Below are 21,289 nucleotides of genomic sequence, written 5' to 3' on the forward strand. Positions count from 1 at the left end.
CCGCACCGCCCCCTAGACTGACTCCGTGACCGCTCCACCTCTTCCCTACGCGCGCCTCGAAGTCTTCCTGCGCGACATCCTGGGAAGCGGGGCGGCCCTCCTGCACGAAGAAGAGGTTCAAGCTGCCCAGACCGTCCGCGTCGAAGACCTCGGCTGGTCACGGGCGCTGCGCGCAGGCTTCGGCTTCCCGGAGGTCTACAGCCACCAAGCCGAGGCGTACCGCCTCATGACGGGTGGACAGCACGTGATCATCACGACGCCCACCGCCAGCGGCAAGACAGGCGCCTTCTTCCCCGCCGTCTTCGAACGCCTGGAAGCGGACCCCCAGGCCACCGCACTGTTCATCTACCCCCTCGTCGCACTCGGGCAGGATCAACGGGAGAAACTCGACGCGTTCCGCGACCGGGGCGCGTTCGCGTGGAACATCGGCGCGTTCCAGGGCGGCGCCCGACCCGAAGAGGTCTTCGGCCCGGACGTCCGCATGGTGACCGCCACGCCCGACAAGCTGCACTGGGCCCTCGCCAACCGGCACGTCCGCGCCTTCCTCGCTCGCCTGAGCTACGTCGTGCTCGATGAGGCGCACACGTACCGCGGCGGCTTCGGCAGCGAAGTGGCCGGCATGATCCGCCGCCTGCTGGACCTTGCCCGCGCCCTCGGCGCGCGCCCCCAGGTGGTCCTGAGCACCGCCACCATCGGCAACCCGGCGGCCTTCGCGCAGGAACTCGCCGGTGTCGACGCCGTTGAGGTCCGCGAGAGTGGCGCCGCTCGCCACGGCAAACGCTACTACCTCGCCGACCACCGCGGCCAACCGCGCCGCTTCTGGGACGCCGTGATGCAGGCCAGCCTCGAACACGGCCTGAAAGTCCTCGCGTTCTACCGCGGGCGTTCCCGCGCCGCGCGCCTCTACGGCACGTACCGCACCCACCCCCGGTACGCGCAGGCCGCGCACCTCTATATGGCCGGCACCAGCGACCGCGAAGGCCGCCTCACGGAGTTCCGCAAGGCCCGCAGCGGCGTCATGTTCGCCACGAACGCCCTCGAAGCCGGCGTGGACATCGGCGACCTCGAAGTCGTGATCATCGACGGGTACCCGGGCTCACGCATGGCGTTCCGCCAGATGGCCGGCCGCGCCGGCCGCGTCGCCCCCGGCCTGGTGCTGTACCTCCCCGCCCTTGACGAACGGGGCCTTCCCCACCCGGTCGACGCGTTCTACAGCAACGTCGGGAACTTCCGGGAACTCGTGACCGGCCGCATCGAGAACGCCGTCGTCGAAGCCGGGAACCCCTACCTCGCCCCCCGCCATCACGCGCGCGCACAGGAGGAACGGCGCGCCGCCGGGCTCAGCGCCGAGAACGTCGCGCCGGAACGCTACTGGAACCTGCGCGGCGAAGGCAGCGCCAAATACTACGTCGTGGAAGAGGACGCCTGGACGGCCCGCGGCGTGGCCTGCTTCCAGGCGCCACTGGAAAGCCCCAGTCAACACTACGCCCTCACCGAGAAGCACGCCGGCGCCGTATTCACGCTCGACGGCACCGGCTACAAGGTCACGCGCTGGGAGGAACACCCGGCCGGCACCGCCATCTTGGTGCAGCGGTACGCCGCGCAGGACCTCTACACGCGCGGCGTGTACGCCACGACCGTGCAACCCACCGGACACATGGGCGCGTGGGTGAAACGCGGCTCGCTCGCGTACCGCCACGGGGACGTCGTGATCCGCCGCCGCTACACCGGCTTCATGCTGATGCGCACCGTCTTCGCGCGCGCCTGCACCCGCTGCGACCGCGAACCCGGCCTGCTGGAACGCGAGTGCCGCGCGTGCGGCGGCCGCATCCAGGACCGCATGCAGGACCACAAGCTCAGCGAACACGACTTCGACGAAGTGATCGAACTCCCGCCGTTCCGCACCGCGGCGCTCGAAGTCGCCGTGGACGCCCGCGCGACCGACCAGCCCCACGCCGTCGCGCACACCCTCAAGCACCTGCTGCAGAAACTGATTCCCGAGCGGGTCGCGTGCGACGAGAACGACCTGTCCGGCGCGTTCCGCGAGGACCGCCCCACGTACTTTTTCCTGTACGACGACTGGCTGGGCGGCCTGGGCGTCACCCGCCGCGCCGCCGAAAGCATGGACGACCTGCTCAGCCGCGCACTGGACCTCGCGGCGCAGCCATGCTGCGACGCCGGCTGCTACGCCTGCACCGCCACGTCCCGCTGCCACAGCCCTTTCATGCCCAGCGGGGAGCGGCGCCCCACCGACAAACGCGCCACCCGCGCGTACCTGGAAGCGATCCTCGGCGCGCGCGCCCACCCCAGCGTTCCCGCGGACCTGCACGCCCGCCCGGAACGCGGCGACTGGGTGATGGAAGCCCGCGAACTGCTGGACCTGCAGGGCCTGAGTCTGCCGGAAGTGAGCGCCCGCCTGGGCGTGCCGTCCCGCGAACTGCAACGGGCCGTGCAGGGCAGCGCGCCCCTGCGCGTGCAGCACGCGAAGTTCGGCGTGGGCACCCTGATGGGCGGCAGCGGCAGCGGCGAACGACGCCAGGTGAGCGTGTACTTCCCCGGGTCCGGGCAGAAGACCCTTCTGGTCACGCACGCGAACCTGGCCGTCATCCGGGACGCCCAGGGCCCGAGCGACTGAACCAGAGCAGGACCCGGCAGCAGGCTCTGAAGGGTCTGACCGCTTGAAAATCGCCGTTGATCTGCGCCTCCGTGCGCCGACAGCAGCGCCGAACCGCTCTGGCGCGTTCAGTCGCCCAGGCGGTGCGCACAGCGTGGGCCTGGGTCCATGACGTCCAGCCTGGACCCAGGCCGCGCAGGGCATGACTTAAGGCGCTTCGGCGCACGGGCAGCGTGCTGCCCGGCCTCCAGTGCGGGCAGCACGCTGCCCTATACGCTTCAGGACGCCACGCCAAGTGGGGTGCGGCACTCTGCTGTATGATCGGAGGCAGCCATCGCCGTGGGTGCACAACCCCGGCGCGCGAGGCCCAAGCGCCTCGCAGCGCGCCCACAGCGGCGCACCACCTCCGACTTCACCCCCACGTCTCCGAGCCTGCGCGGCCCGGCGGCGGGAAGGACAGCATGGATCAAGTCACGCGCGTACCTCCGCACAACAATGACGCTGAAATCAGCGTTCTGGGCAGCATCCTGCTCGACAACGACACCCTGATGAGCCTCGGCGACACCGTCCAGCCCGAAATGTTCTACCGCGACGGGCACCGCAAGATCTTCGCGAGCATGCGCGCCCTGCAGGAGCGCGGCGAGCCGGTGGACCTCGTGACGCTGAGCGAGGACCTGCGCGTCAAGGGGCAGCTCGACGAGGTCGGCGGCCTCGCGTACCTGATCGGCCTGTCGGACCAGGTGCCGACTGCCGCGTACGCCGAGCACTACGCGCGCCTCGTGCAGGAAAAATACACGCTGCGTCAGCTGATTCAGGTGAGCGGACGCGTCATGCAGCTCGCGTACGACGCGCAGCAGCCGCTGGAGGACATCCTCGACCGCAGCGAGAAGCTGATCTTCGAGATTGCCGAGCAGAAGAAGCAGGGTGAGCAGTTCCAGGCGATGAGTTCGGTCGTGCACGACACGTTCGAGTACATCACGCTGCTGCACAACAACAAGGGCATCCCGGACGGCGTGCCCAGCGGCTTCCGCGATCTTGACGAGCAGATCAGCGGCCTGCAGAAGGGCAGCCTGAACGTCCTCGCGGCGCGCCCGTCCATGGGCAAGACGGCGTTCGCGCTGTCCATCGCACAGAACGTCGCGCTGCGCGGCGAGAAGACCGTGGCGGTATTCAGCCTGGAAATGCCCGCCGTGCAGCTGGCGCTGCGCATGCTGTGCAGCGAGGCGCGCGTGGACATGAACCGCATTCGCAGCGGGCAGCTGAACGAACGGGACTTCGAGCGGCTCGCGCACGCCGCAGGGCGCCTTGCGGAAGCGCCCCTCGTCATCGACGATGAGGCGGACCTGACGCTGAACCTGCTGCGCAGCAAATGCCGCCGGATTGCCGCGCAGCACGGGCAGCTGGGGCTGGTCGTCATCGACTACCTGCAGCTGATGAGTGGCGGCAAGGGCGGCGGGGGCGGCAGCGAGAACCGGCAGCAGGAGATCAGCACCATCTCGCGCGGCCTCAAGAGCCTCGCGCGTGAACTGGAAGTGCCGATCATCGTGCTCAGTCAGCTGTCGCGCGCAGTGGAGCAACGCCCGAACCACCGCCCGATGCTCAGCGACCTGCGTGAGTCCGGCGCCATCGAGCAGGACGCGGACATCGTGATGTTCATCTACCGCGACGAGTACTACAACAAGGAAACGGACCAGCAGGGCATCGCGGAGATCATCGTCGGGAAGCAGCGCAACGGTCCGGTCGGTACGGTGAAACTGCAGTTCCACAGCCAGCACGTGCGCTTTAACGACCTGGCGCCCGAGGGCGTGTCGTGAGCGCGGACGTGAAGGTCGCAGCGGCGCCCGCGGCGCGTCGCCGTCGCCGTCGCCGTCGTGGCGGACGTCCGGACGGCGACGGCGCGGCGCCCGCCGCGAAACCGCAGGCGTCCACGCCGGCCCGCACGCGCGCGCCGAAGCCGCCCAAGAAGCCGATGGCGGAGCCGCGCATCGGAGTGGGCTCCATCGTGCTGCGCGGGGATGAGATCCTGCTGGTGCGCGAGCGGGGCCGCTGGAGCCTCCCGAAAGGCGGCCTGGAAGCCGGGGAGCTGGTGCAGACCGGCGCGATCCGCGAGACGTACGAGGAGACCGGCCTGCGCGTCGAGACGCGGGAGCTGGCGTTCATCGTGGAGTTCCACGCGCAGACGTGGGGGCATCACCTGCAGTTCTTCTACGTGGGCCGCGAGGTGGGCGGCACGCTCGGTCCGCGCGATCCGGACAAAGAGGTGCAGGAGGCGAAGTTCATTCCGATTCGGCAGCTGCGCGAATACCTGCGGTTCCGTCCGCGGCTGCTGGCGCTGGAGGCGTGGCTCAAGGAGCGCCGCCCGCGGCACTTCGTGTTCGACCTTGATCAGGAGCCCGCGATGCTCCGCAAGCGCCGCCGCGTGGACGGCGCCGCCGACGCCGTCGAGTAACCCCGGCTGGAGGACGGTCGGACCAGGCCACGCCCTGGTCCGACCGTTCGCCGTTCAGGGGTCAGGCCACGGCTCCAGCGCGGGGCGCGCGGCGCGCAGGAACGCTTCGGCCTGCGCCACGGGAAGCGGACGCGAGACGTGGTAGCCCTGCACGGTGTCACCGCCGAGGGCCTGCACGGTGCGCAGTTGCTGCGCTGTTTCGACGCCTTCCACGACGACGCGCAGGTCCAGGTCGTGTGCGAGGTGCGTGATGGCGCGCACGAGCGCCCCGCCGCGCCCGTCGATGGCCTGCATGAATGACCGGTCGATTTTCAGGGTGTTGACGTGCAGGCGCTGCAGGTAGCTGAGGCTGCTGTACCCGGTGCCGAAATCATCCAGGGCCGTGCGGACGCCGAGCGCGTGGAGGGCAGCGAGTTTGGCGTTGCTGGCCTCGAGGTCCTGAATGAGCGTGGACTCCGTGAGTTCCACGGCGAGCGCGTGGCCGGGCACGCCGTGGGTCCGCAGCGTCGCCTCGACGCTGCGGACGAAGTCCGGCAGCGCGAACTGCAGGGCGGAGACGTTCACGCTCACGCGCGCGTGCGTGTACCCGGCGGCGTGCCAGGCGCGCAGCTGCCGGCAGGCGGCGCGCAGCACCCACTCGCCGATGGGGACGATCAGGCCGCGCGTCTCGGCGACCGGAATGAACTGGGCGGGTGACACCGCGCCGAGGGTGGGGTTGTGCCAGCGCAGCAGCGCTTCGAAGCTGCGGAGCGTGCCGGTGCGGGCGTCCACGAGGGGCTGGTAGTGCAGTTCGAACTCGCCGCGGGCGGCGGCGCCCTGCAGTTGCGCGTCGAGTTCGAACTGTGCGCTGCTTTGGTGGTGCCAGTCGTGCTGGAAGGTGCGGTGGGTGTTGCGGCCTGCCTGCTTCGCCTGGTACATGGCGAGGTCGGCGTAGCTGAGGGCGGTGCTGGCGTCGGTGGTGTCGGCGGGGACGTGCGCGATGCCGATGCTGGCGGACAGCGTGAGCTGCCGGCCGTCTACGCGGAACGGCTGGGCGAGGTGGTCGAGGAGGCGCGCGGCGGCGTGTTCGGCGGTGGCGCCGGGGGCGTCGGCGTTGAGGTCGCAGAGGACGACGACGAGTTCGTCCCCGCCGACGCGGGCGATCAGGTCGTTCGGGCGCAGGTGGCGCTGCACGCGCGCGCAGGCCTCGCGCAGGACGACGTCGCCGGTGGCGTGTCCGAACAGGTCGTTGATGGGCTTGAAGCGGTCCAGGTCGATGAACAGCACGGCGAGCGGCACGCCGGTCATGGCGGCGCTCTCGATGAGGTTCGGGAGGTCGCGTTGCAGGGCCGCGCGGTTCGGCAGTCCGGTCAGGGCGTCGAGGTACGCCTGGCGCTGCAGCTGGCGTTGCAGGTGCGCGTTCTGGTATTCGGTGAGGCTCAGTCGGGCGACGACGAGCAGCGCCGTGATGAGGGTGAGGGTGTCGGGGCCGGTGGCGCGCGCGCCGGCGAACGCGCGGATGAACGTGACGGTGATGGCGAGGTACGGGAGCAGCCTGAGGACGACGGGCGCGATGGTCGCCCAGCGTCCGCCGGTGTGCGTGGCGCGCCGGGCGGTGGCGGGCATGACGCTGCGGTGAGCGGCGAGGCCGATCAGGGCCGCGGCCCACACCCACAGCGGGTCGAGGGGGCTGCCGACGGCGTACAGGCCGCGCGTGACGAGGTTGCCGTACAGGATGTGCGCGGTGCCGAACAGCAGCAGGGCGAGGGTGAGCCAGCCGGTGTACGCGCGGGCGGGGTTGTGGGGTTGCCGCAACGCGAACACCATCATGGTGGTGAGGAGCAGCAGGTTGGAGATGTGCTGCGCGACGACGATCGGGTGGTCGTGCAGGAGCGTGTTGACGTTCAGGCCGATGACGGGGACGCTGGCGAGGGTGAGCAGGACGATGGCGACGTCGAGCGCGAAGGTGGCTGTCTGGACGCGACCGGCAGGGGCGTTGAACATGTAGCCGATCCCGGCCAGGAACAGCGGGGGGAAGAGCACGAAGCCGATTTCGGCGGGTGAGGGGTACGGGACGGTGGCGTACCGAGCGTCGATGATGGTGTAGGTGAGCTGGCCGGCAGTCCAGCAGGTCATGGCGGCGGTGATGAAGGTCCAGGCGCGGTTGAAGCGGCCGCTGAGGTGGCGGGCGGCGCGGGCGCTGAGGATGGTGGCGAGCGCGTAGCTGCTGAAGAAGGCGAGGTTGCCGATCAGGTCGCGGGTGGTGGCGGGGGGCGCGCCGAGCAGCACCCAGGCGGTGTGCAGGGCGCTGAGCAGCAGCGTGACGCGCAGGGTGAGGGCAGGGGGCGCAGGCTGGGTCATAACCAGATTCGGCGGGGCCGGAGTGTCATTGTGGTTACGATACCCGAGCGGGTCTGACAGTGCTCTTCCGGTGGGGGTTGTGCTTGGGCGTGGGGGCGTGTAGGGTGCGTGTTCTGCTGACGGGTTGACGGCGCGCAAGCTTGTGTCCTGAGCTGAATTCGTCGGCAACACTTCTGCTAGCATCAGAATATGAAGCGTAGATTCCGCGAAGACCCTTATCCGGCCAGCGGACGCGGCTACGTCCACGTCTGCCCCACCTGCACCGCCCCTATGCCCCTGTACGACACCCGCGACGGCGACCAGGCCTACTGGTGCCACACCTGCGACCGCGGCCACCGCGCCAGCGACCCCCCACCCGAAGCGCTCCGCCCGCTCCAGAACGCCGGTTAACCCCGCTGCGCTATGCTGACGACATGGACCGCCTGGAGGGACAAGTCATCGCCGTCACCAACGCCGACAGCGGCTACGGACGCACCGTCAGCGCCGCCCTCGCGCGCGCCGGCGCCAGCGTCGTCCTGATCGGCAGCAACCCCGAAACGCTCGCCGCCCTCGCCAGCACCCTGGAACAAAGCGGCGGCCACGCCATCCCCCTCAAAGCCGACGTCGGCGTTCCCCTCGACTGGATGAGCGCCCAGACGCGCATCACCGAAATCTTCGGCGCGCTGCACGGCGTCGTCCACCTCGCCGACAAACGCGCGCACGCCACCTTCACTTTCCTGAGCGAAAACGAGTGGCTCGACCTCTTCAACTGCAACGTGAAGAGCAGCGTCAGCATCACGCAGATCCTGCGCCGCCGCCTGCCCGGCGTGTGGCTCACCATCGTCGGCCCGCACGCCGACGAACGCGGCCTGCACGTCGCCCCGCAGCGGGGCGCGCTCGGCGGCCTCGTCCGCCACGCCCACGAAGAGGACCTGCGCGTCAACATGGTCCTCCCTTCCCGCGCCAGCGGCAGCGACGACGCCCTCGACAAACCCCTCGCGGACGCCGTCACCATGCTCGCCAACCCGAACATGCGGCACCTGCGCGGCAACATCATGCAGGTGCCGCTGCCGCCCCTGCCGGACACGCGCGGCACCGACCCCAACCTCCCCCCCTACCTGTACCGCTGACGCCGCATGAAGTGCCCCTACTGCAGCGCCCCCGACAGCAAGGTCGTGAACTCCCGCAGCTCCGACGACGGCACCGCCATCCGCCGACGCCGCGAATGCCTCGCGTGCGCGCGGCGCTTCACGACGTACGAACGCGCGCAGCTCGAACCGCTGATGGTCGTCAAACGCGGCGGCGTCCGCCAGGCGTTCAACCCGGACAAACTCCTGCGCGGCCTCACGCTCGCCACCGAGAAACGCCCCGTCACCGAAGAGCAGCTGCGCGCGTTCGCGTACAGCTTCGAGGACGAGGTGCAGACGCCGGAAATCAGCAGCGAGGAAATCGGACGGCGCGCCATGAACTTCCTCAAACCGCTCGACGAGGTCGCGTACATCCGCTTCGCGAGCGTGTACCGGGACTTCGACAGCCTGGAGCGCTTCATCGAGGAAATCCGCGGCCTCAAGGACGAAAGCTAGGCCGCCGCATCAAGCGGGGCCCCCACCAGGTGAGGGCCCCGCGGCTCTACCGCCGACGGAACCAGTGCTGCACGCTGCCGACCACGCCCCGGCGGAAGAACAGCACCACCAGCACGAACACCAGCCCGGTCATGATGCCCACCGGGATGTTCGCCTCAGTGAGCACGTCCCGCAGCAGCAGCACCAGGGCCGCGCCGACCACCGGCCCGAACAGCGTGCCGGTCCCGCCGAGCAGCGTCATCATCACGACTTCGCCGGACGTGCGCCAGCTCACGACGTCCAGGCTGACCACGCCGTGCCCGAAGGTGTAGAGCGTGCCTGCCAGGCCGCTCAGCGCCGCGGAGATCAGGAACGCCATGAGCTTGAAGCGCGTGGGGTTGTACCCGATGCTCTGCGCGCGCGTGGCGTTGTCCCGCACCGCCTGCAGGGTCTTCCCGAACGGGCTGCGCACCGTGCGGTACGCGACGTAGAACCCCGCAGCGAACACCGCGAGCGCGAAGTAGTACCGGGTGACGCCGTTCGTGAAGTCCAGGCCGAGCAGGTTCGGGCGGGTGAGCCCCTGCAGGCCGTTCTCGCCGCCGGTCACGTCCGTCCACTGCAGCGCGAGGAACGACAGCATCTGCGCGAACGCCAGGGTGATCATGCTGAAGTAGATGCCGAGCGAGCGGACGCTCAGGAACCCCACGGGCACGGCGAGCAGCAACGCCGCGGCGGTCCCGCCCAGCAGGGCGACCGGCACGCCCTGCCCGTGCCCGAGCAGGTACGCGCTCGCGTACGCGCTCACGCCCCAGAAGGCCGCGTGCCCGAAGCTGAGCAGCCCACTGAACCCGAACAGCAGGTCGAACGCGACCGCGAAGAGCCCCCACGCGAGAATGTCGATGGCGAGCACCGGGTAGATGACGTGCGGCAGGGCCAGCAGCGCCAGCCCGAGCCCGGCGAGCCACGCGGCGCGCGTGCGGCGCGCGCGCCCGTCCGCGGCGGGAAGAGGGGTGCTGACGGCGCTCACCGCGCGCCCTCCGGCAGCCCGAACAGGCCACTCGGGCGCACCAGCAGCACCACGGCCATCAGGATGAACACCAGGGTATTGGCGATGGGCGGGTAGAAGGCCGCGCCGATGGCCGACAAGACCCCCACCGCGAACCCGGTGACGACGCTGCCCAGGATGCTGCCCATCCCGCCGATCACGACCACCGCGAACGTCGTGATGATCAGCTCGGCGCCCATGTACGGCTCGACGCTGTAGATGGGCGCCGCGAGCACCCCGGCGAGCCCGGCGAGGGCCACGCCCACGCCGAACACGCCCGTCACCCAGCGGCCCACGTTGATGCCGAACGCGCGCGTCACGCCCGGGTTCTCGGTGGCGGCGCGGATGGTGGCGCCCACGCGGGTCCGTTCAATCACGAACCACGTGATCAGGCACACCGCGAGCGCCAGGGCAATCACGAACAGGCGGTACTTCGGGAAGATCACGAACCCGAGGTTCACGACGCCCGCGAGGGCCGCCGGGGGCGTGAACGGCGCGCTCGACACGTCGAAGCGGCTGAGCATTACCTGCTTCACGAGGTCCTGCGTGAGCAGCGTCAGCCCGAAGGTCAGCAGCAGGTTATAACTGTGGTCCAGACCGTACAGGCGGGACAGCAGCGTCCGCTCCAGCAGCATGCCGAGCGCCCCCACCAGCAACGGCGCCAGAAGCAGACTCGGCCAGAAGCCCAGCCCGAACGCCTGCCCCAACGCGAACGCCGTGAACGCCCCCAGCATGTACAGCGCGCCGTGCATGAAGTTCACGATGCGTAGCATCCCGAAGATCACCGCGAGGCCGAGGCTGAGCAGCGCGTAGAACGCGCCGTTCACGAGACCGTTGAACACCTGAATCAGCAGCAGTTGCGTGTTCATGCTCGCTCCGTACGGGCGACGCCGCGCCCCTCCACGCCGGTTTCGGCGTCACTCAGAATTTGCATTTGCTTTCGCTCAGCGGCTGGAACGCGCGCGCGGCGGGAATCGTGGCGACTTTCGCGTAGATGTCGCCCGGCTCCTTGCTCTGCGCCCGGCTCTTGACCTGCACGGTGTACACGTCGAGGATCACGCGGTGGTCCTGCGGGCGGATGTAGGCGTTACGCGCGAAGAAGTCACTGAAGCGGTACCCTTCGAGGGCCTTCACGACGGCGTCGCCGTTGTCGCTGCGGGCGCGCGCGACCGCCTGCAGGTACTGCATGGTGGCGCTGTACACGCCGGCCTGCGCGAAGGTGGGTTTCTTCTTGAAGGCCTTCTCGAATTTCGCGGCGAAGTCGCGGGCGCGCTGGTCGAGGTTCCAGTACCACGGCACAGTCGCGAGCGCGCCCGCGAAGGCGTCCTGGCCGAGCGCGGCGACGTCCGTCTCGAACAGCAGGCCGATCCCGAGGCCGATGCCCTGCTGACGCAACCCGAACTCGTTGTACTGCTTCACGACGTTCACGAGGTCCGCGCCGGCCTGCATGGTCCCGAAGATTTTCGGTTTGAGGCCCTGCGCCTTGAGCAGGTACGAGGAGAAGTCGGTGTTCGGGAACGGCGTCGCCTCGGCATTCGTGACGAGCTTGCCTTTGTTCTCGCTGATGGCGCTGGCGAACTGGCGGCTGAGGTCCTGCCCGAACGCGTAGTTCGGGTACATGATGTACCAGCTGTTCCCGCCGCGTTTCGTGACGGCCGTGCCGGTGCCGTTGGCGAGCATGTAGTTGTCGTACGCGTAGTGGAAGGTGTACTTGCTGCACTTCTCGTTCGTGAGGGCGGTGGTGCCGCCCGTGACGACCATCACGGGGATCTTCTTCTGCCGCGCGACTTCGGACGCGGCGAGCGCGGCGCTGCTGGTGGGGAGGTCCATCAGGACGTCCACGTTCTGCCGGTCGATCATCTCGGCGGCTTTGTTGCTGGCAACGTCCGCTTTGTTCTGGTGGTCGACGCCCACGACCTGCACCTTGCCTTTGAAGCTGGGGTTGGCGCGCATGAAGTCGTCGGCGGCCATCTGCGCGGCGCGGACGCTGCCCTGCCCGGACAGTTCGCTGTACACGCCGGACAGGTCGGTGAGCACGCCGACCTTCACGACGTTGTCGGTGAGCCGGGCGTTCTGCGCGACGGCGCTGCTGGTGACGAGGGCGACGGTAAGCAGGGCGGTCAGGGTGGTGTTGCGCATGGGTTCCCTCCGTGGGTCAGATGCTGAGGTGCCGGGTGAGGTCGTCGCGGCGCGCGTCCACGTCATGGCGGTGGACTTCGTCGACGATGTGACCGTCAACGAGGACGTAATGCCGGTCGGCGAGGCGCGTGGCGAAGCGCAGGTTCTGCTCGACAAGGATGATCGCGAGCCCCTCCCGCTTCAGGGTTTCGAGCATGGCGGCGATGCGTTCCACGATCACGGGCGCGAGGCCCTCGCTGGGTTCGTCGAGCAGCAGGAGTTTCGGGGCGCCGCGCAGGACGCGCACGATCGCGAGCATCTGCTGCTCCCCGCCGCTGAGTTTGCTGCCGGGGTGGTGGCCGCGTTCGCGCAGCACCGGGAACGTGTCGTAGATGCGCTCGAGCGTCCACCCGCCGGGCCGCGCGGGCGGCAGCTCCAGGTTCTCGCGGACTGTGAGGGTGCTCATGATGGCCCGCTCCTCAGGCACCCACGCAACGCCGCGCGCGGCGATCTGGTGACTGCCGAGGCGCGCGAGCCGCTCCTCCCGGAAGGTGATCTCGCCGGTCCGGCTGCGCAGGACGCCCATGATGCTCTTGAGGGTGGTGCTCTTGCCGGCGCCGTTGCGGCCGATCAGGCTCACGACCTCGCCGGGCTGCACGCTGAGGTTCACGCCGTGCAGCACGTGACTCTGACCGTAGTACGCGTTCAGGTCGCGGACGCTCAACAGCGGCGCGGAGGGCGCGGGCGAGGCCAGTGGGGCGTGGGGCGCCGTCACGGGTGCGCCTCCTGCCCCAGGTACGCCTCGATCACGCGCGGGTCGCGGCGGACCTCCTCGTATGTGCCGGTGGCGAGCACCTGCCCGTACTGCAGCACCGTGATGCGGTGCGCGAGCTGCGCGACGACACTCATGTTGTGCTCCACGAGGACGACGGTGCGTCCGCGCGCCACCTCCCGCACAAGCGCGATGACCCGCGCGATCCCTTCGGAGCCCATGCCGCTCGTCGGTTCGTCGAGCAGGAGCACCCGCGGGTTCTGCGCGAGCGACAGGCCGATTTCCAGCTGGCGTTTCTCGCCGTGGCTGAGGTCCGCCGCGGGTCGGTCGCGGGCCCAGTCGAGGCCCACCTGCGCGAGCAGGTCGTCCGCGCGCGCGCTGAAAGCGTCCATCGCGCCGAGCGGCGTGAGGAACCGCCCGGGCAGGCGTGTACCCGCCTGCAACGCCACCAGCAGGTTCTCGCGGACCGTGAGGGTCGGGAAGACGCTGCTGATCTGAAACGAGCGCGACAGGCCGCGCCGCACGATGGCGTCCGGCGGCAGCGGGTCAATGCGCTCCCCGAACAGGTGCACCTCGCCGCTGCTGGGCTTCAGGAAGCCGGACAGCAGGTTGAACAGCGTGGTCTTGCCGGCGCCGTTCGGGCCGATGACGGCATGAATCTCCCCCTCGTGAATGTCGAGGTGGACGTGGTTGGTGGCCTGGAAACCCCGGAAATCCCGGCACAGGTCGCGGGCTTGAAGCGCGACCGTCATGAGGTCTGACCGCAACGCGGCATAACACCCCCCTTTCAGTGATTGATGCTGTCAGGGTAGGTGCGGCGCGTTACCGTCCGGTTACACCGCGCGGGCGGTTCAGGTGCCGGTCGGCTCCTCGCGCGGGCGGATCGGCGTTTCGTTCTCGGGTTTGCGTCCTCGGCGCCCGTCGAGGCACACGCGGAACTTCTCGTAGTCGGCGTGGACGTTGCCGGTCGGTCGGATGTACCCGACCGTGCCGATCTCGCGTCGGCCCCAGTCGAGGACGGTCATGGCGATGCTGACGTCGGCTTTCACGGCCATGTAGTAGAAGCCGCTCTTCCAGTGGTCCGCGCGGGCGCGGGTGCCTTCGGGCGCGACGACCAGCATGATCTCCTTCTGGTCGCGGATCATGTCCGCGACGGCCTGCACGAAGTTCCCGCCGGCGCGGCGGCGGTCCACGGACACGCCGCCCATGGCGCGCAGCACCCCGCCGAACGGCGGGCGGAACAGGCTGTGTTTCGCGACGAACTTCACGGGCGAACGCGTCGCCCACGCCCACAGGATGCCGATGGGGAAATCCCAGTTGCTGGTGTGCGGGTACACGACGGACACGACTTTCGGGCCGGGCGGCTGCTCGAGCAGCACCGTCCAGCCGGCGGCGCGCAGCACTGCGCCGGCGATGCGTGAGGCGAAGGTCGGCGGTCGGTTCCGCCACAGGGGTTGCGTCATGATGACGGAAGTGTAGCGTCGGCACCCTCCGCTGTCCGCGCAGGAGGTCACACCCTCGCGCACGCCTCAAGTGAACATGAAGCGTTCGGTGAGGCCGCGCGGGGTCCGTATGCTGTGGGCATGACGAACGCCGCCGTTCTTTCCCCACGCGGGGCCGCGCGCCTCGCGAGCGGGCACCCGTGGGTGTACCGCAGTGATACCCTCAACCTTCCGGACACACCCGGCATTCACGCCGTGCAGGACGTGCGGGGTCGCCCGCTCGGCTGGGCACTCGTGAACGCCCGCAGCGAGATCAGCGTGCGCCTGCTGAGCGCCGACCCGGCCGTGCGAGCGGACGAGGCGTTCCTGCGCGCCCGCCTGGACGCGGCACTCGATTACCGCGCGCGCCTGAACCCGGACGCCGACGCGTACCGCCTCGTGCACGGCGAAGGTGACGGCCTGCCGGGCCTCGTGGTCGACCGCTACGGCCCGTACGCGGTCGTGCAGAACGGCACCGCCGCGCTGGAGCCGCACCTGGGCGCGCTCGTGCAGCACCTCGCGGAACGCCTGGGGCTGCAGGGGGTGCTCGCGCGCCACGAGGGGAAGGTGCGGGCGCTCGAAGGCCTGGAGACCGGCATTGATGAGCTGTACGGCCGCGTGCCGGATCGCCTGGAGGTGCAGGAAGCGGGCGCGCGCGGCCCCGTACGGTACCTGGTGGAGCCGCGCACCGGGCAGAAGACGGGCGCGTTCCTGGATCAGCGCGTGAACCGCGCGCTGCTGGGCGCGTACGCGCGCGGCGCGGCACTGGACGTCTTCAGTTACCACGGGTCGTTCGGGCTGCACCTCGCGCCCGGCGCGGCGCACGTGGAGTTAATTGACGCGTCGGGCGCCGCGCTGGCGCGGGCCGAGGAGAACATGCGCCTGAACGGGCACACGAACGTCACGTACACCGAGGCGAACGCCTTTGATCGTTTGCGGGACCTGGAATCGGCAGGGCAGCGGTTCGACACGATCAGCCTCGACCCGCCCGCATTCGCGAAACGCGCGAAGGACCTGCCGAACGCATACCGGGCGTACAAGGAGCTGAACCTGCGGTGCCTGAAGCTCCTGCCGGTGGGCGGCGTGATGGCCACGACGAGCTGCTCGTTCCACGTGTCCGACAGTGACTTCCACGGGATGCTGGCGGACGCGGCAGCCGACGCGCGCGTGCGGATGCGAGTGCTGCACCGTGGGACGCAGGCGCCGGATCATCCGGAGCGGCTGGGCGTGCCGGAAACCCGGTACCTGAAGTTCACGCTGCTGGAACGCGTGGAGTGAGGGCAGGACGGCGCAGGGAGAGGGCCTCCTGCGCCGCCCTCTTTGAACGCTGTCCTTTGCGGCGTGGAGCCCCCGCGTTCGCGGCACACGTCCAGCACTACGTGGGGGCCGAGTCGCGGCAACGCTCACGAGCTGGAGGTGCAGGCGTGCAGCGTCACGGTACCGGCGGTGACGCTGCACGCCCGCAGCGCACGGAGGCTGCGGACGAGCGGAAGGAGCGTGCGGACCTGCGGACCCGGCCTTGAAGATCGGATGAGTGCGCGGCGCCCCTGAGCTACACTGCGGGCATGAGTGAGCCGTCCGCGCTGCCCCCGGAGCTGCAGGCGCAACTGGAGACCCTGGGCGGTCATCTGGTGTGGCGCATCGGCAAGGACGAAGCGTCCGAGGACGTGATCGTGCGGGTCGGGTACGCGTCGGCGACGCCGCGGTTCGCGTTCCTGCCGCGCCTGCGGGCCGCGTCGGACGCCGAAGTGCAGGACGCCCTCGCGCGCGGCGCCGTGGTGATTGAATGGGTGGACTGACCCGTCAGCCGCCCGGAAGGACGCGCCGTTGATTTTCGAGGCGACGCAGACGTTCGAGCTGCCATACCCCGGCGAGCGCGCCGCCGCGCTCGCGTTCCTGCGCGACCCAGCCCGCGCGCTCGCCCGCGTCCGCTTTCTGGAGGGGCTCCACGTGCACGGCGACCGGGTCCGCGCGACGCTACGCGCACCCATTCCGGTGCTGGGCGAGGTGACCCTCCCCTTTGAGAGCGTCCTGCAGGTCACGGCGGACGGCGCGACCCTGACGCCCCAGCCGATCAGCGGTGAGCGCGCCTGGGTGGAAGTGGCCGGACAGGGCCACGCGCGTGGCGACGCCGAACACGTGATGCTGATGTACGCCTTCCAGTTCCGCGCGCACCTGAGCGCCCCCGCAGCCGAACACTGGGGCGGCGCGGCGTTCGAGAAGATGGCGCGCGAAACGGCGCGGCGCACCCTTGAGCGCGTCGCGGCAGCCTTCCCGGACGCCGTGCGCGCCGCCATGCCCTGACCCTGGCTGCGGGCCATGAAGGGAGCGTCAATGGCCGGGCCGGGCGCGACGTGTACACTGCGCGCGGCCAGCGCCACCCGTTCCCGCGTCTGCGCGGGCACCTGAACCGCGCAGGCCTGAAGGAGGACCCGGCATGAACATCACCTTCTGGGGACACAGCGCATTCCTGTTTGAGCACGGCGAGCACCGCGTCGTCGTGGACCCGTTCATCAGCGGCAACCCCACCGCGCCGCTCACGCTGGAGGACGCGCTCGCGCTGCAGCCAAGCGCGGTGCTGATCAGCCACGCCCACGGGGACCACTGGGGTGACGCGCTCGCGTTCGCGGAGCGGGGCGCGACCATCATCGCCACGGCGGAAATCGGCGGGTACGCGCAGGCGCACGGCGCCAGCAGCGCCATCGGCGCGAACATCGGCGGGACCGTGCGGCAGACGTGGGGCAGCGTGACGTTCACGCCCGCGTGGCACTCCAGCAGCTTCCCGGACGGCACGTACGGCGGGATGCCCACGGGCCTGATCATCGAGATGGGCGGCGTGCGCGCGTACTTCGCGGGCGACACGTCGCACTTCAGCGACATGCGCCTGATCGGTGACCGCGGCCTGGACGTGGCGGTGCTGCCCATCGGTGATCACTTCACCATGGGGCCGGAGGAGGCGGCGCGGGCCCTCGCGGACCTGCGGCCGCGCGTGGCGATCCCCATGCATTACGGTACGTTCCCGCCGCTGACCGGCGACCCGCAGGTGTTCGCTCGACTGGCGGGCGAGGCGGGCGTGGAAGCGCGCGTCCTGAGCCCCGGCGAGCGCACGACCCTCTGAAGCAGGGGCCCTGGGGGACAGCCCCCAGGGGCCCCTGCGGCGCGCATGACACTTGCTCATGCACGCGTTCACGTGGCGTTGAGGACTTCACGCCGCGGTGCGGACGCGTTCGTTACACTGGCGGTGACGATGCGGAGTGAGCGAGCGTGACCACAGACGGCGGGATCCCCGGTTACCGGGTCCTCAGGGCACTCGGGCGCGGTCAGACGTCCCTGGTGTCGCTGGCCGTGGATGAACGCGGCCAGAAGGTCGCCCTGAAAATCCCCCACCCCGAGACGCTCAAGGACTCGAAAGCCGCGGAGCGCTTCGGGAACGAGGTGCGCCTCAGCCTGCGCCTCCGGCACCCCCGCGTGGTGGAGGGCCTCGCGGGCACCGCCTTCGGGGCGGGCGCGTTCCTGGCCATGCAGTACTTCCCGGAAGGGACGCTGACTCGCTGGATGGAAATCGCGCGCCTCACACCCGAGGAGGCGTACAGCGTCGGCGCAGACATCGCCGAGGCGCTCGCGTACCTGCACGCCCAGGACATGATCCACCAGGACGTGAAGGCGCAGAACGTGTACCTCAAAGACGGCCGCGCGGCCCTCGGGGACTTCGGCAGTGCGTACTTCGCGTCGCAGGGCGGCAAGCCCGCCGGCAGCCCCTTCTACATGGCACCCGAAATCTACCTCGGCGAGACCAGTTCGCCTGCCAGTGACGTGTACAGCCTGGGCGTGCTGCTGTACGAGATGCTCGGGGGCCGCCGCCCGCACGTTGCCGCCACGTACGACGCCCTGATGGCGGCGCACCTGAACGCGTACCCCGCGCCGCTCGCGTCACTCGCGCCGAACCTGCCCGCCGGCGTGACCCGCGTCGTGGAGCGCGCCCTGGCGAAACGCGCGTCGGACCGGCCGGACGCGCAGACCATCCATGACATGCTGGTGCGCGCGCAGGGCAAGCTGACCCTGTCCGACGCCGTGGCCGCCCCGCCGCCGGCCGCGGCCGTCCCCCCCGCGAAAGCGGTCGGGCGTCACGGCGCCACGCCCGCCCCCGCCAAACCGGAGCCGCAACCGCCGGCACCGGAGCCACGCGGGTTCAGCTTCAACCCCTTCAAGAAACGCAAAGGCTAAAACGCGCGGCGCCGGAGTGACTCCGGCGCCGCGGTTCAGTGCCCGCTCAGCGGGTTGACGTAGCGGCCACCTCGACGCCCGCCACCTCCAGCAGCGCGCGCAACCCCCCCTCGAATCCCTCCAGGCGCGGCCAGGTGGGCGGGAACGGCTGCGTGGCCGTCACCTCGTTCGGCACGACCACGGTCCGCAGGCCCGCAGCGACCGCCGCCGTCGCGCCGTTCAGGCTGTCCTCCACGGCAATGGCGGCGTCCTCGTGCAGACCGAGGTTCCGCAGCGCCAGCCGGTACAGGGCCGGGTCCGGCTTCACGCGTTCCACTTCGTAGCGGGTGGCGAGCGTTTCGAACGCGCCGGTCAGGTCGTGGTGCGCGAGCCAGCGTTCCACCCACTCGCGGTCACTGCTGGTCGCCACCGCGAGCCGCAGCCCCGCCGCGCGCGCTTCCTCAATCAGGGCGCGCACGCCCGGGCGCACGTCCGACGCGCCGATATCCTCCAGAATCCCTGCATGCAGCGCCGCATGCACCCGCTCGCGGTCCGCGCGCACCGCTTCCGGCAGCCCGGCCCACGGGTCGAACGCGTCCCAGGTGCCGACGCCCCGCTGCCAGTCCGCGAGCGCCAGCTCAAGGCCGTGCGTGCGGTACAGCGCCGCCCAATGCCGGAACTCGTGCGTTTCCGTGTCGAAGATCGTGCCGTCGAAATCGAAAATGATCGCTTGAATGCCCGACTTCATACCCCCCAGTGTAGGGGTCAGGCGCGGCCGGCCCCGCGGACCTCAGCGTTCCCACAAGTGCCCGTCGTCCAGCACCAGACGCCCCAACTTGCGGTACTCGAGCAGCAACGCCTCGTGCACGATGCCGTCACTGAGGGCCTCGCCGCGCGACACGGCCATGAACACGGCGTTCATGGCGACGCTGCGGATGTTGCCCCCCGCGATGTCCGCGCGCGCCAGCTGCGCGAAGTTCACGCCGCTGGTGTCCAGGGTGTCCGGGAACGCCGTGCGCCACAGCCGCTCGCGCTCCTGCGGGCCGGGCGCGCGGAAGTTCAGCACGAACTGGATGCGGCGCATGAACGCGCTGTCCATGCTGCTCTCCAGGTTCGTCGTGAGGATCGTCAGGCCGTTGAAGGCTTCCAGACGCTGCAGGAGGTAGTTGACCTGCACGTTCGCGTAGCGGTCGTGCGCGTCCTTGACTTCACTGCGCTTCCCGAACACGGCGTCCGCCTCGTCGAACAGCAGGATGCAGCCGCCGTCGTCTGCCGCGTCGAAGATGCGCTTGAGGTTCTTCTCGGTCTCACCGATGTACTTGCTGACGGTGCTCGACAGGTCGATGCGGTAGAGGTCCAGCTTCAGTTCGTTTGCGAGCACCTCGGCGCTGAGCGTCTTACCGGTGCCGCTCGGGCCGCTGAACAGCGCCGTCAGCGCGCGGCCCCGCCCGGTGGCGCGCGCGCCGAGCACCTCATACACGTCCGCGCGGTGCCGGACGTGCGCGACGATCTGCTTCAGCACGCCCAGGTCCGGCGCGGGCAGCACGAGGTCATCCCAGCCGGACGTGCCGGTCACGCGCTGCGCGAGGCTGCCCAGGCGGCGGCGCCCCGCGACGCGCGCCGCCTGCCACGCGCGCTCCGTGCGCGTCGCGTAGGTGGCGTTGCCCGGCATGGACGCCCGCACCTCCAGCGCGAGCGCGTCAATACGGTCCAGACTCATCCGGAACTGGTCCGCGAGCTGCCGCACGCCCGGGTGGTCCGGGTCGCTGATGTGCAGCGCCGCCGCCCAGTGCGCCCGCTGCTCCACCGCGCTCGGCTTGTGCACTTCGAGCGGCAGCACCGCCCGCTCCGTGTGCAGCGGGAGGGGCGCGTCACTGAGCAGCACGAACGGCCCATGAATGGCCGCGAGAGCGCTGTGCAGCGTGCCGTCCAGCGTGACCCCTTCGGGCAGGTCACCGCCCGCGTCCAGCACCACGCCGAGCGGCTTGAGGCGCGTATCACGGCCCAGCGTCCGTGTGAGGCCCGCCAGGTCATCCGGGCGGGTAGCGAGCGCGGCGAGGTCCACCAGCAGCACCTCGCCACGGTCCCCCATCAGGTGCGCGGCGAGGTCCCGCAGGGCCTGCGGGTCACTGCCGTACAGCATGACCGCGCGGTCATCCGCGCGTTTCGAGAAGTGCTTTTGCCCCTGCGCGAGCAGCGCCTCCTGCGACTCGGACAGCGCCGTCGTCGGCGTGATCACCTGCGCGACCACCGATAGGGCCGGGTCGAACCCGTCCGCGCCGTGCGCGTACGCCAGCACGCCCGGCGCGACCCGCAGCGTCCGCATGCTGTGGTCCGGCGTCACCCCGGGGGTCGCCAGCAGCAACCCCCAGCGCAGCAGCGGCGCACCGTCCAGAAACGCGGACGGGTCGCCGCCCGTGAGCCAGTCGAGCGCCAGGTGGGGCGTCAGCGACCCGCGCGCCAGGTCCCCGTCGAACCCCAGGTGCAGGGCCGCCACACGGCGGAACCGCACCGGGAACAGCTCACACGCCAGCGCGAGCGCGAGTACGCCCTGCTCGAACGTGCTGAGCGTGAACACCTCCGCCAGATGCCCGAGGCGGCCATCCGGACCGTCCGGCAGGGTCAGGTCGACCGGGCCCTCCGGCCCGTCCGGCAGGAACGCACTTTCGAACGCGTTCAGGAACAGGGACGTCGTCTCGGTCAGCGACATGGCATCAACAGCAGGG

General features: G+C 70.1%; 20 protein-coding genes. 11 read left to right on the plus strand and 9 right to left on the minus strand.

The features are described from left to right. The first annotated feature begins 25 nt into the window (after positions 1-25). From DEIMA_RS15070 to DEIMA_RS15080, 3 genes are all read left to right on the plus strand, one after another. A complete protein-coding gene (locus DEIMA_RS15070) occupies positions 26-2,635 on the plus strand; it encodes a DEAD/DEAH box helicase (RefSeq protein ID WP_013558138.1) in 2,610 nt (869 codons plus the stop codon). Between the two features lie 440 nt (positions 2,636-3,075). Then, complete coding sequence (gene dnaB / locus DEIMA_RS15075) at positions 3,076-4,428, plus strand: replicative DNA helicase (RefSeq protein WP_013558139.1); 1,353 nt, start codon at positions 3,076-3,078, stop codon at positions 4,426-4,428. Next, positions 4,425-5,063 (plus strand): NUDIX hydrolase, encoded by a 639-nt coding sequence (locus tag DEIMA_RS15080; RefSeq protein WP_043816822.1) that lies wholly within the window; start codon positions 4,425-4,427, stop codon positions 5,061-5,063. The genes dnaB and DEIMA_RS15080 overlap by 4 nt, the downstream gene beginning before the upstream one ends. A 54-nt stretch (positions 5,064-5,117) precedes the next feature. Here DEIMA_RS15080 and DEIMA_RS17085 read toward each other — a convergent pair whose 3' ends face one another. Next, a complete protein-coding gene (locus tag DEIMA_RS17085) occupies positions 5,118-7,403 on the minus strand; it encodes a putative bifunctional diguanylate cyclase/phosphodiesterase (protein WP_013558141.1) in 2,286 nt (761 codons plus the stop codon). A 189-nt stretch (positions 7,404-7,592) separates the two neighbouring features. On the opposite strand from DEIMA_RS17085, the gene DEIMA_RS15090 reads away from it, so the two are divergent. Genes DEIMA_RS15090 through nrdR form a run of 3 tightly spaced genes read left to right on the plus strand, consistent with a single transcriptional unit; the run spans position 7,593 to position 8,965 of the window. Next, positions 7,593-7,793, plus strand: a complete 201-nt coding sequence (locus tag DEIMA_RS15090; RefSeq protein WP_013558142.1) for a hypothetical protein — start codon at positions 7,593-7,595, stop codon at positions 7,791-7,793. 23 nt (positions 7,794-7,816) lie between these two features. Then, complete coding sequence (locus DEIMA_RS15095) at positions 7,817-8,512, plus strand: SDR family NAD(P)-dependent oxidoreductase (RefSeq protein ID WP_013558143.1); 696 nt, start codon at positions 7,817-7,819, stop codon at positions 8,510-8,512. Between the two features lie 6 nt (positions 8,513-8,518). Further along, positions 8,519-8,965, plus strand: coding sequence for a transcriptional regulator NrdR (gene nrdR / locus DEIMA_RS15100; RefSeq protein ID WP_013558144.1), 447 nt, complete (start codon positions 8,519-8,521; stop codon positions 8,963-8,965). 46 nt (positions 8,966-9,011) lie between these two features. Here the strand turns inward: nrdR and DEIMA_RS15105 are convergent, their stop codons facing one another. The 6 genes from DEIMA_RS15105 to DEIMA_RS15130 all read right to left on the minus strand — a co-directional run bounded on the left by DEIMA_RS15105 (position 9,012) and on the right by DEIMA_RS15130 (position 14,342). Continuing rightward, positions 9,012-9,971, minus strand: coding sequence for a branched-chain amino acid ABC transporter permease (locus DEIMA_RS15105; protein WP_013558145.1), 960 nt, complete (start codon positions 9,969-9,971; stop codon positions 9,012-9,014). Then, positions 9,968-10,858 (minus strand): branched-chain amino acid ABC transporter permease, encoded by an 891-nt coding sequence (locus tag DEIMA_RS15110; protein ID WP_013558146.1) that lies wholly within the window; start codon positions 10,856-10,858, stop codon positions 9,968-9,970. Before DEIMA_RS15110 ends, DEIMA_RS15105 begins: the two co-directional genes overlap by 4 nt. Positions 10,859-10,910: 52 nt before the next feature. Next, positions 10,911-12,128 carry an ABC transporter substrate-binding protein gene (locus DEIMA_RS15115; RefSeq protein ID WP_013558147.1) on the minus strand — a complete coding sequence of 406 codons (1,218 nt, stop codon included), beginning with the start codon at positions 12,126-12,128 and terminating at the stop codon, positions 10,911-10,913. 16 nt (positions 12,129-12,144) lie between these two features. Continuing rightward, positions 12,145-12,882, minus strand: a complete 738-nt coding sequence (locus DEIMA_RS15120) for an ABC transporter ATP-binding protein (protein ID WP_013558148.1) — start codon at positions 12,880-12,882, stop codon at positions 12,145-12,147. Then, positions 12,879-13,631, minus strand: coding sequence for an ABC transporter ATP-binding protein (locus DEIMA_RS15125; protein WP_013558149.1), 753 nt, complete (start codon positions 13,629-13,631; stop codon positions 12,879-12,881). Before DEIMA_RS15125 ends, DEIMA_RS15120 begins: the two co-directional genes overlap by 4 nt. A 99-nt stretch (positions 13,632-13,730) precedes the next feature. Beyond that, positions 13,731-14,342 (minus strand): 1-acyl-sn-glycerol-3-phosphate acyltransferase, encoded by a 612-nt coding sequence (locus DEIMA_RS15130; RefSeq protein WP_013558150.1) that lies wholly within the window; start codon positions 14,340-14,342, stop codon positions 13,731-13,733. Positions 14,343-14,462: 120 nt separating this feature from the next. Between DEIMA_RS15130 and DEIMA_RS15135 the strand changes: the two genes are divergently transcribed. The 5 genes from DEIMA_RS15135 to DEIMA_RS15155 all read left to right on the plus strand — a co-directional run bounded on the left by DEIMA_RS15135 (position 14,463) and on the right by DEIMA_RS15155 (position 18,584). Next, positions 14,463-15,638 carry a class I SAM-dependent rRNA methyltransferase gene (locus tag DEIMA_RS15135; RefSeq protein ID WP_013558151.1) on the plus strand — a complete coding sequence of 392 codons (1,176 nt, stop codon included), beginning with the start codon at positions 14,463-14,465 and terminating at the stop codon, positions 15,636-15,638. Between the two features lie 287 nt (positions 15,639-15,925). Further along, a complete protein-coding gene (locus tag DEIMA_RS15140; protein ID WP_013558152.1) occupies positions 15,926-16,159 on the plus strand; it encodes a DUF3248 domain-containing protein in 234 nt (77 codons plus the stop codon). Positions 16,160-16,187: 28 nt separating this feature from the next. Continuing rightward, on the plus strand, positions 16,188-16,664 hold the full coding sequence (locus DEIMA_RS15145) for a DUF3809 domain-containing protein (protein WP_013558153.1): 477 nt from the start codon (positions 16,188-16,190) through the stop codon (positions 16,662-16,664). Between the two features lie 133 nt (positions 16,665-16,797). After that, positions 16,798-17,478: a metal-dependent hydrolase gene (locus DEIMA_RS15150; RefSeq protein WP_013558154.1), complete on the plus strand. Its 681-nt coding sequence runs from the start codon at positions 16,798-16,800 to the stop codon at positions 17,476-17,478. Positions 17,479-17,624: 146 nt separating this feature from the next. Then, complete coding sequence (locus DEIMA_RS15155) at positions 17,625-18,584, plus strand: serine/threonine-protein kinase (RefSeq protein WP_013558155.1); 960 nt, start codon at positions 17,625-17,627, stop codon at positions 18,582-18,584. Between the two features lie 46 nt (positions 18,585-18,630). On the opposite strand, the gene DEIMA_RS15160 is transcribed toward DEIMA_RS15155, so the two are convergent. Both DEIMA_RS15160 and DEIMA_RS15165 read right to left on the minus strand, forming a co-directional pair. Beyond that, on the minus strand, positions 18,631-19,311 hold the full coding sequence (locus DEIMA_RS15160) for an HAD-IA family hydrolase (RefSeq protein WP_013558156.1): 681 nt from the start codon (positions 19,309-19,311) through the stop codon (positions 18,631-18,633). Positions 19,312-19,353: 42 nt separating this feature from the next. After that, complete coding sequence (locus DEIMA_RS15165) at positions 19,354-21,273, minus strand: ATP-binding protein (protein WP_013558157.1); 1,920 nt, start codon at positions 21,271-21,273, stop codon at positions 19,354-19,356. Between the last annotated feature and the right edge of the window lie 16 nt (positions 21,274-21,289).

This window comes from Deinococcus maricopensis DSM 21211 (genome assembly GCF_000186385.1).
Classification (GTDB): Bacteria; Deinococcota; Deinococci; order Deinococcales; family Deinococcaceae; genus Deinococcus_B; species Deinococcus_B maricopensis.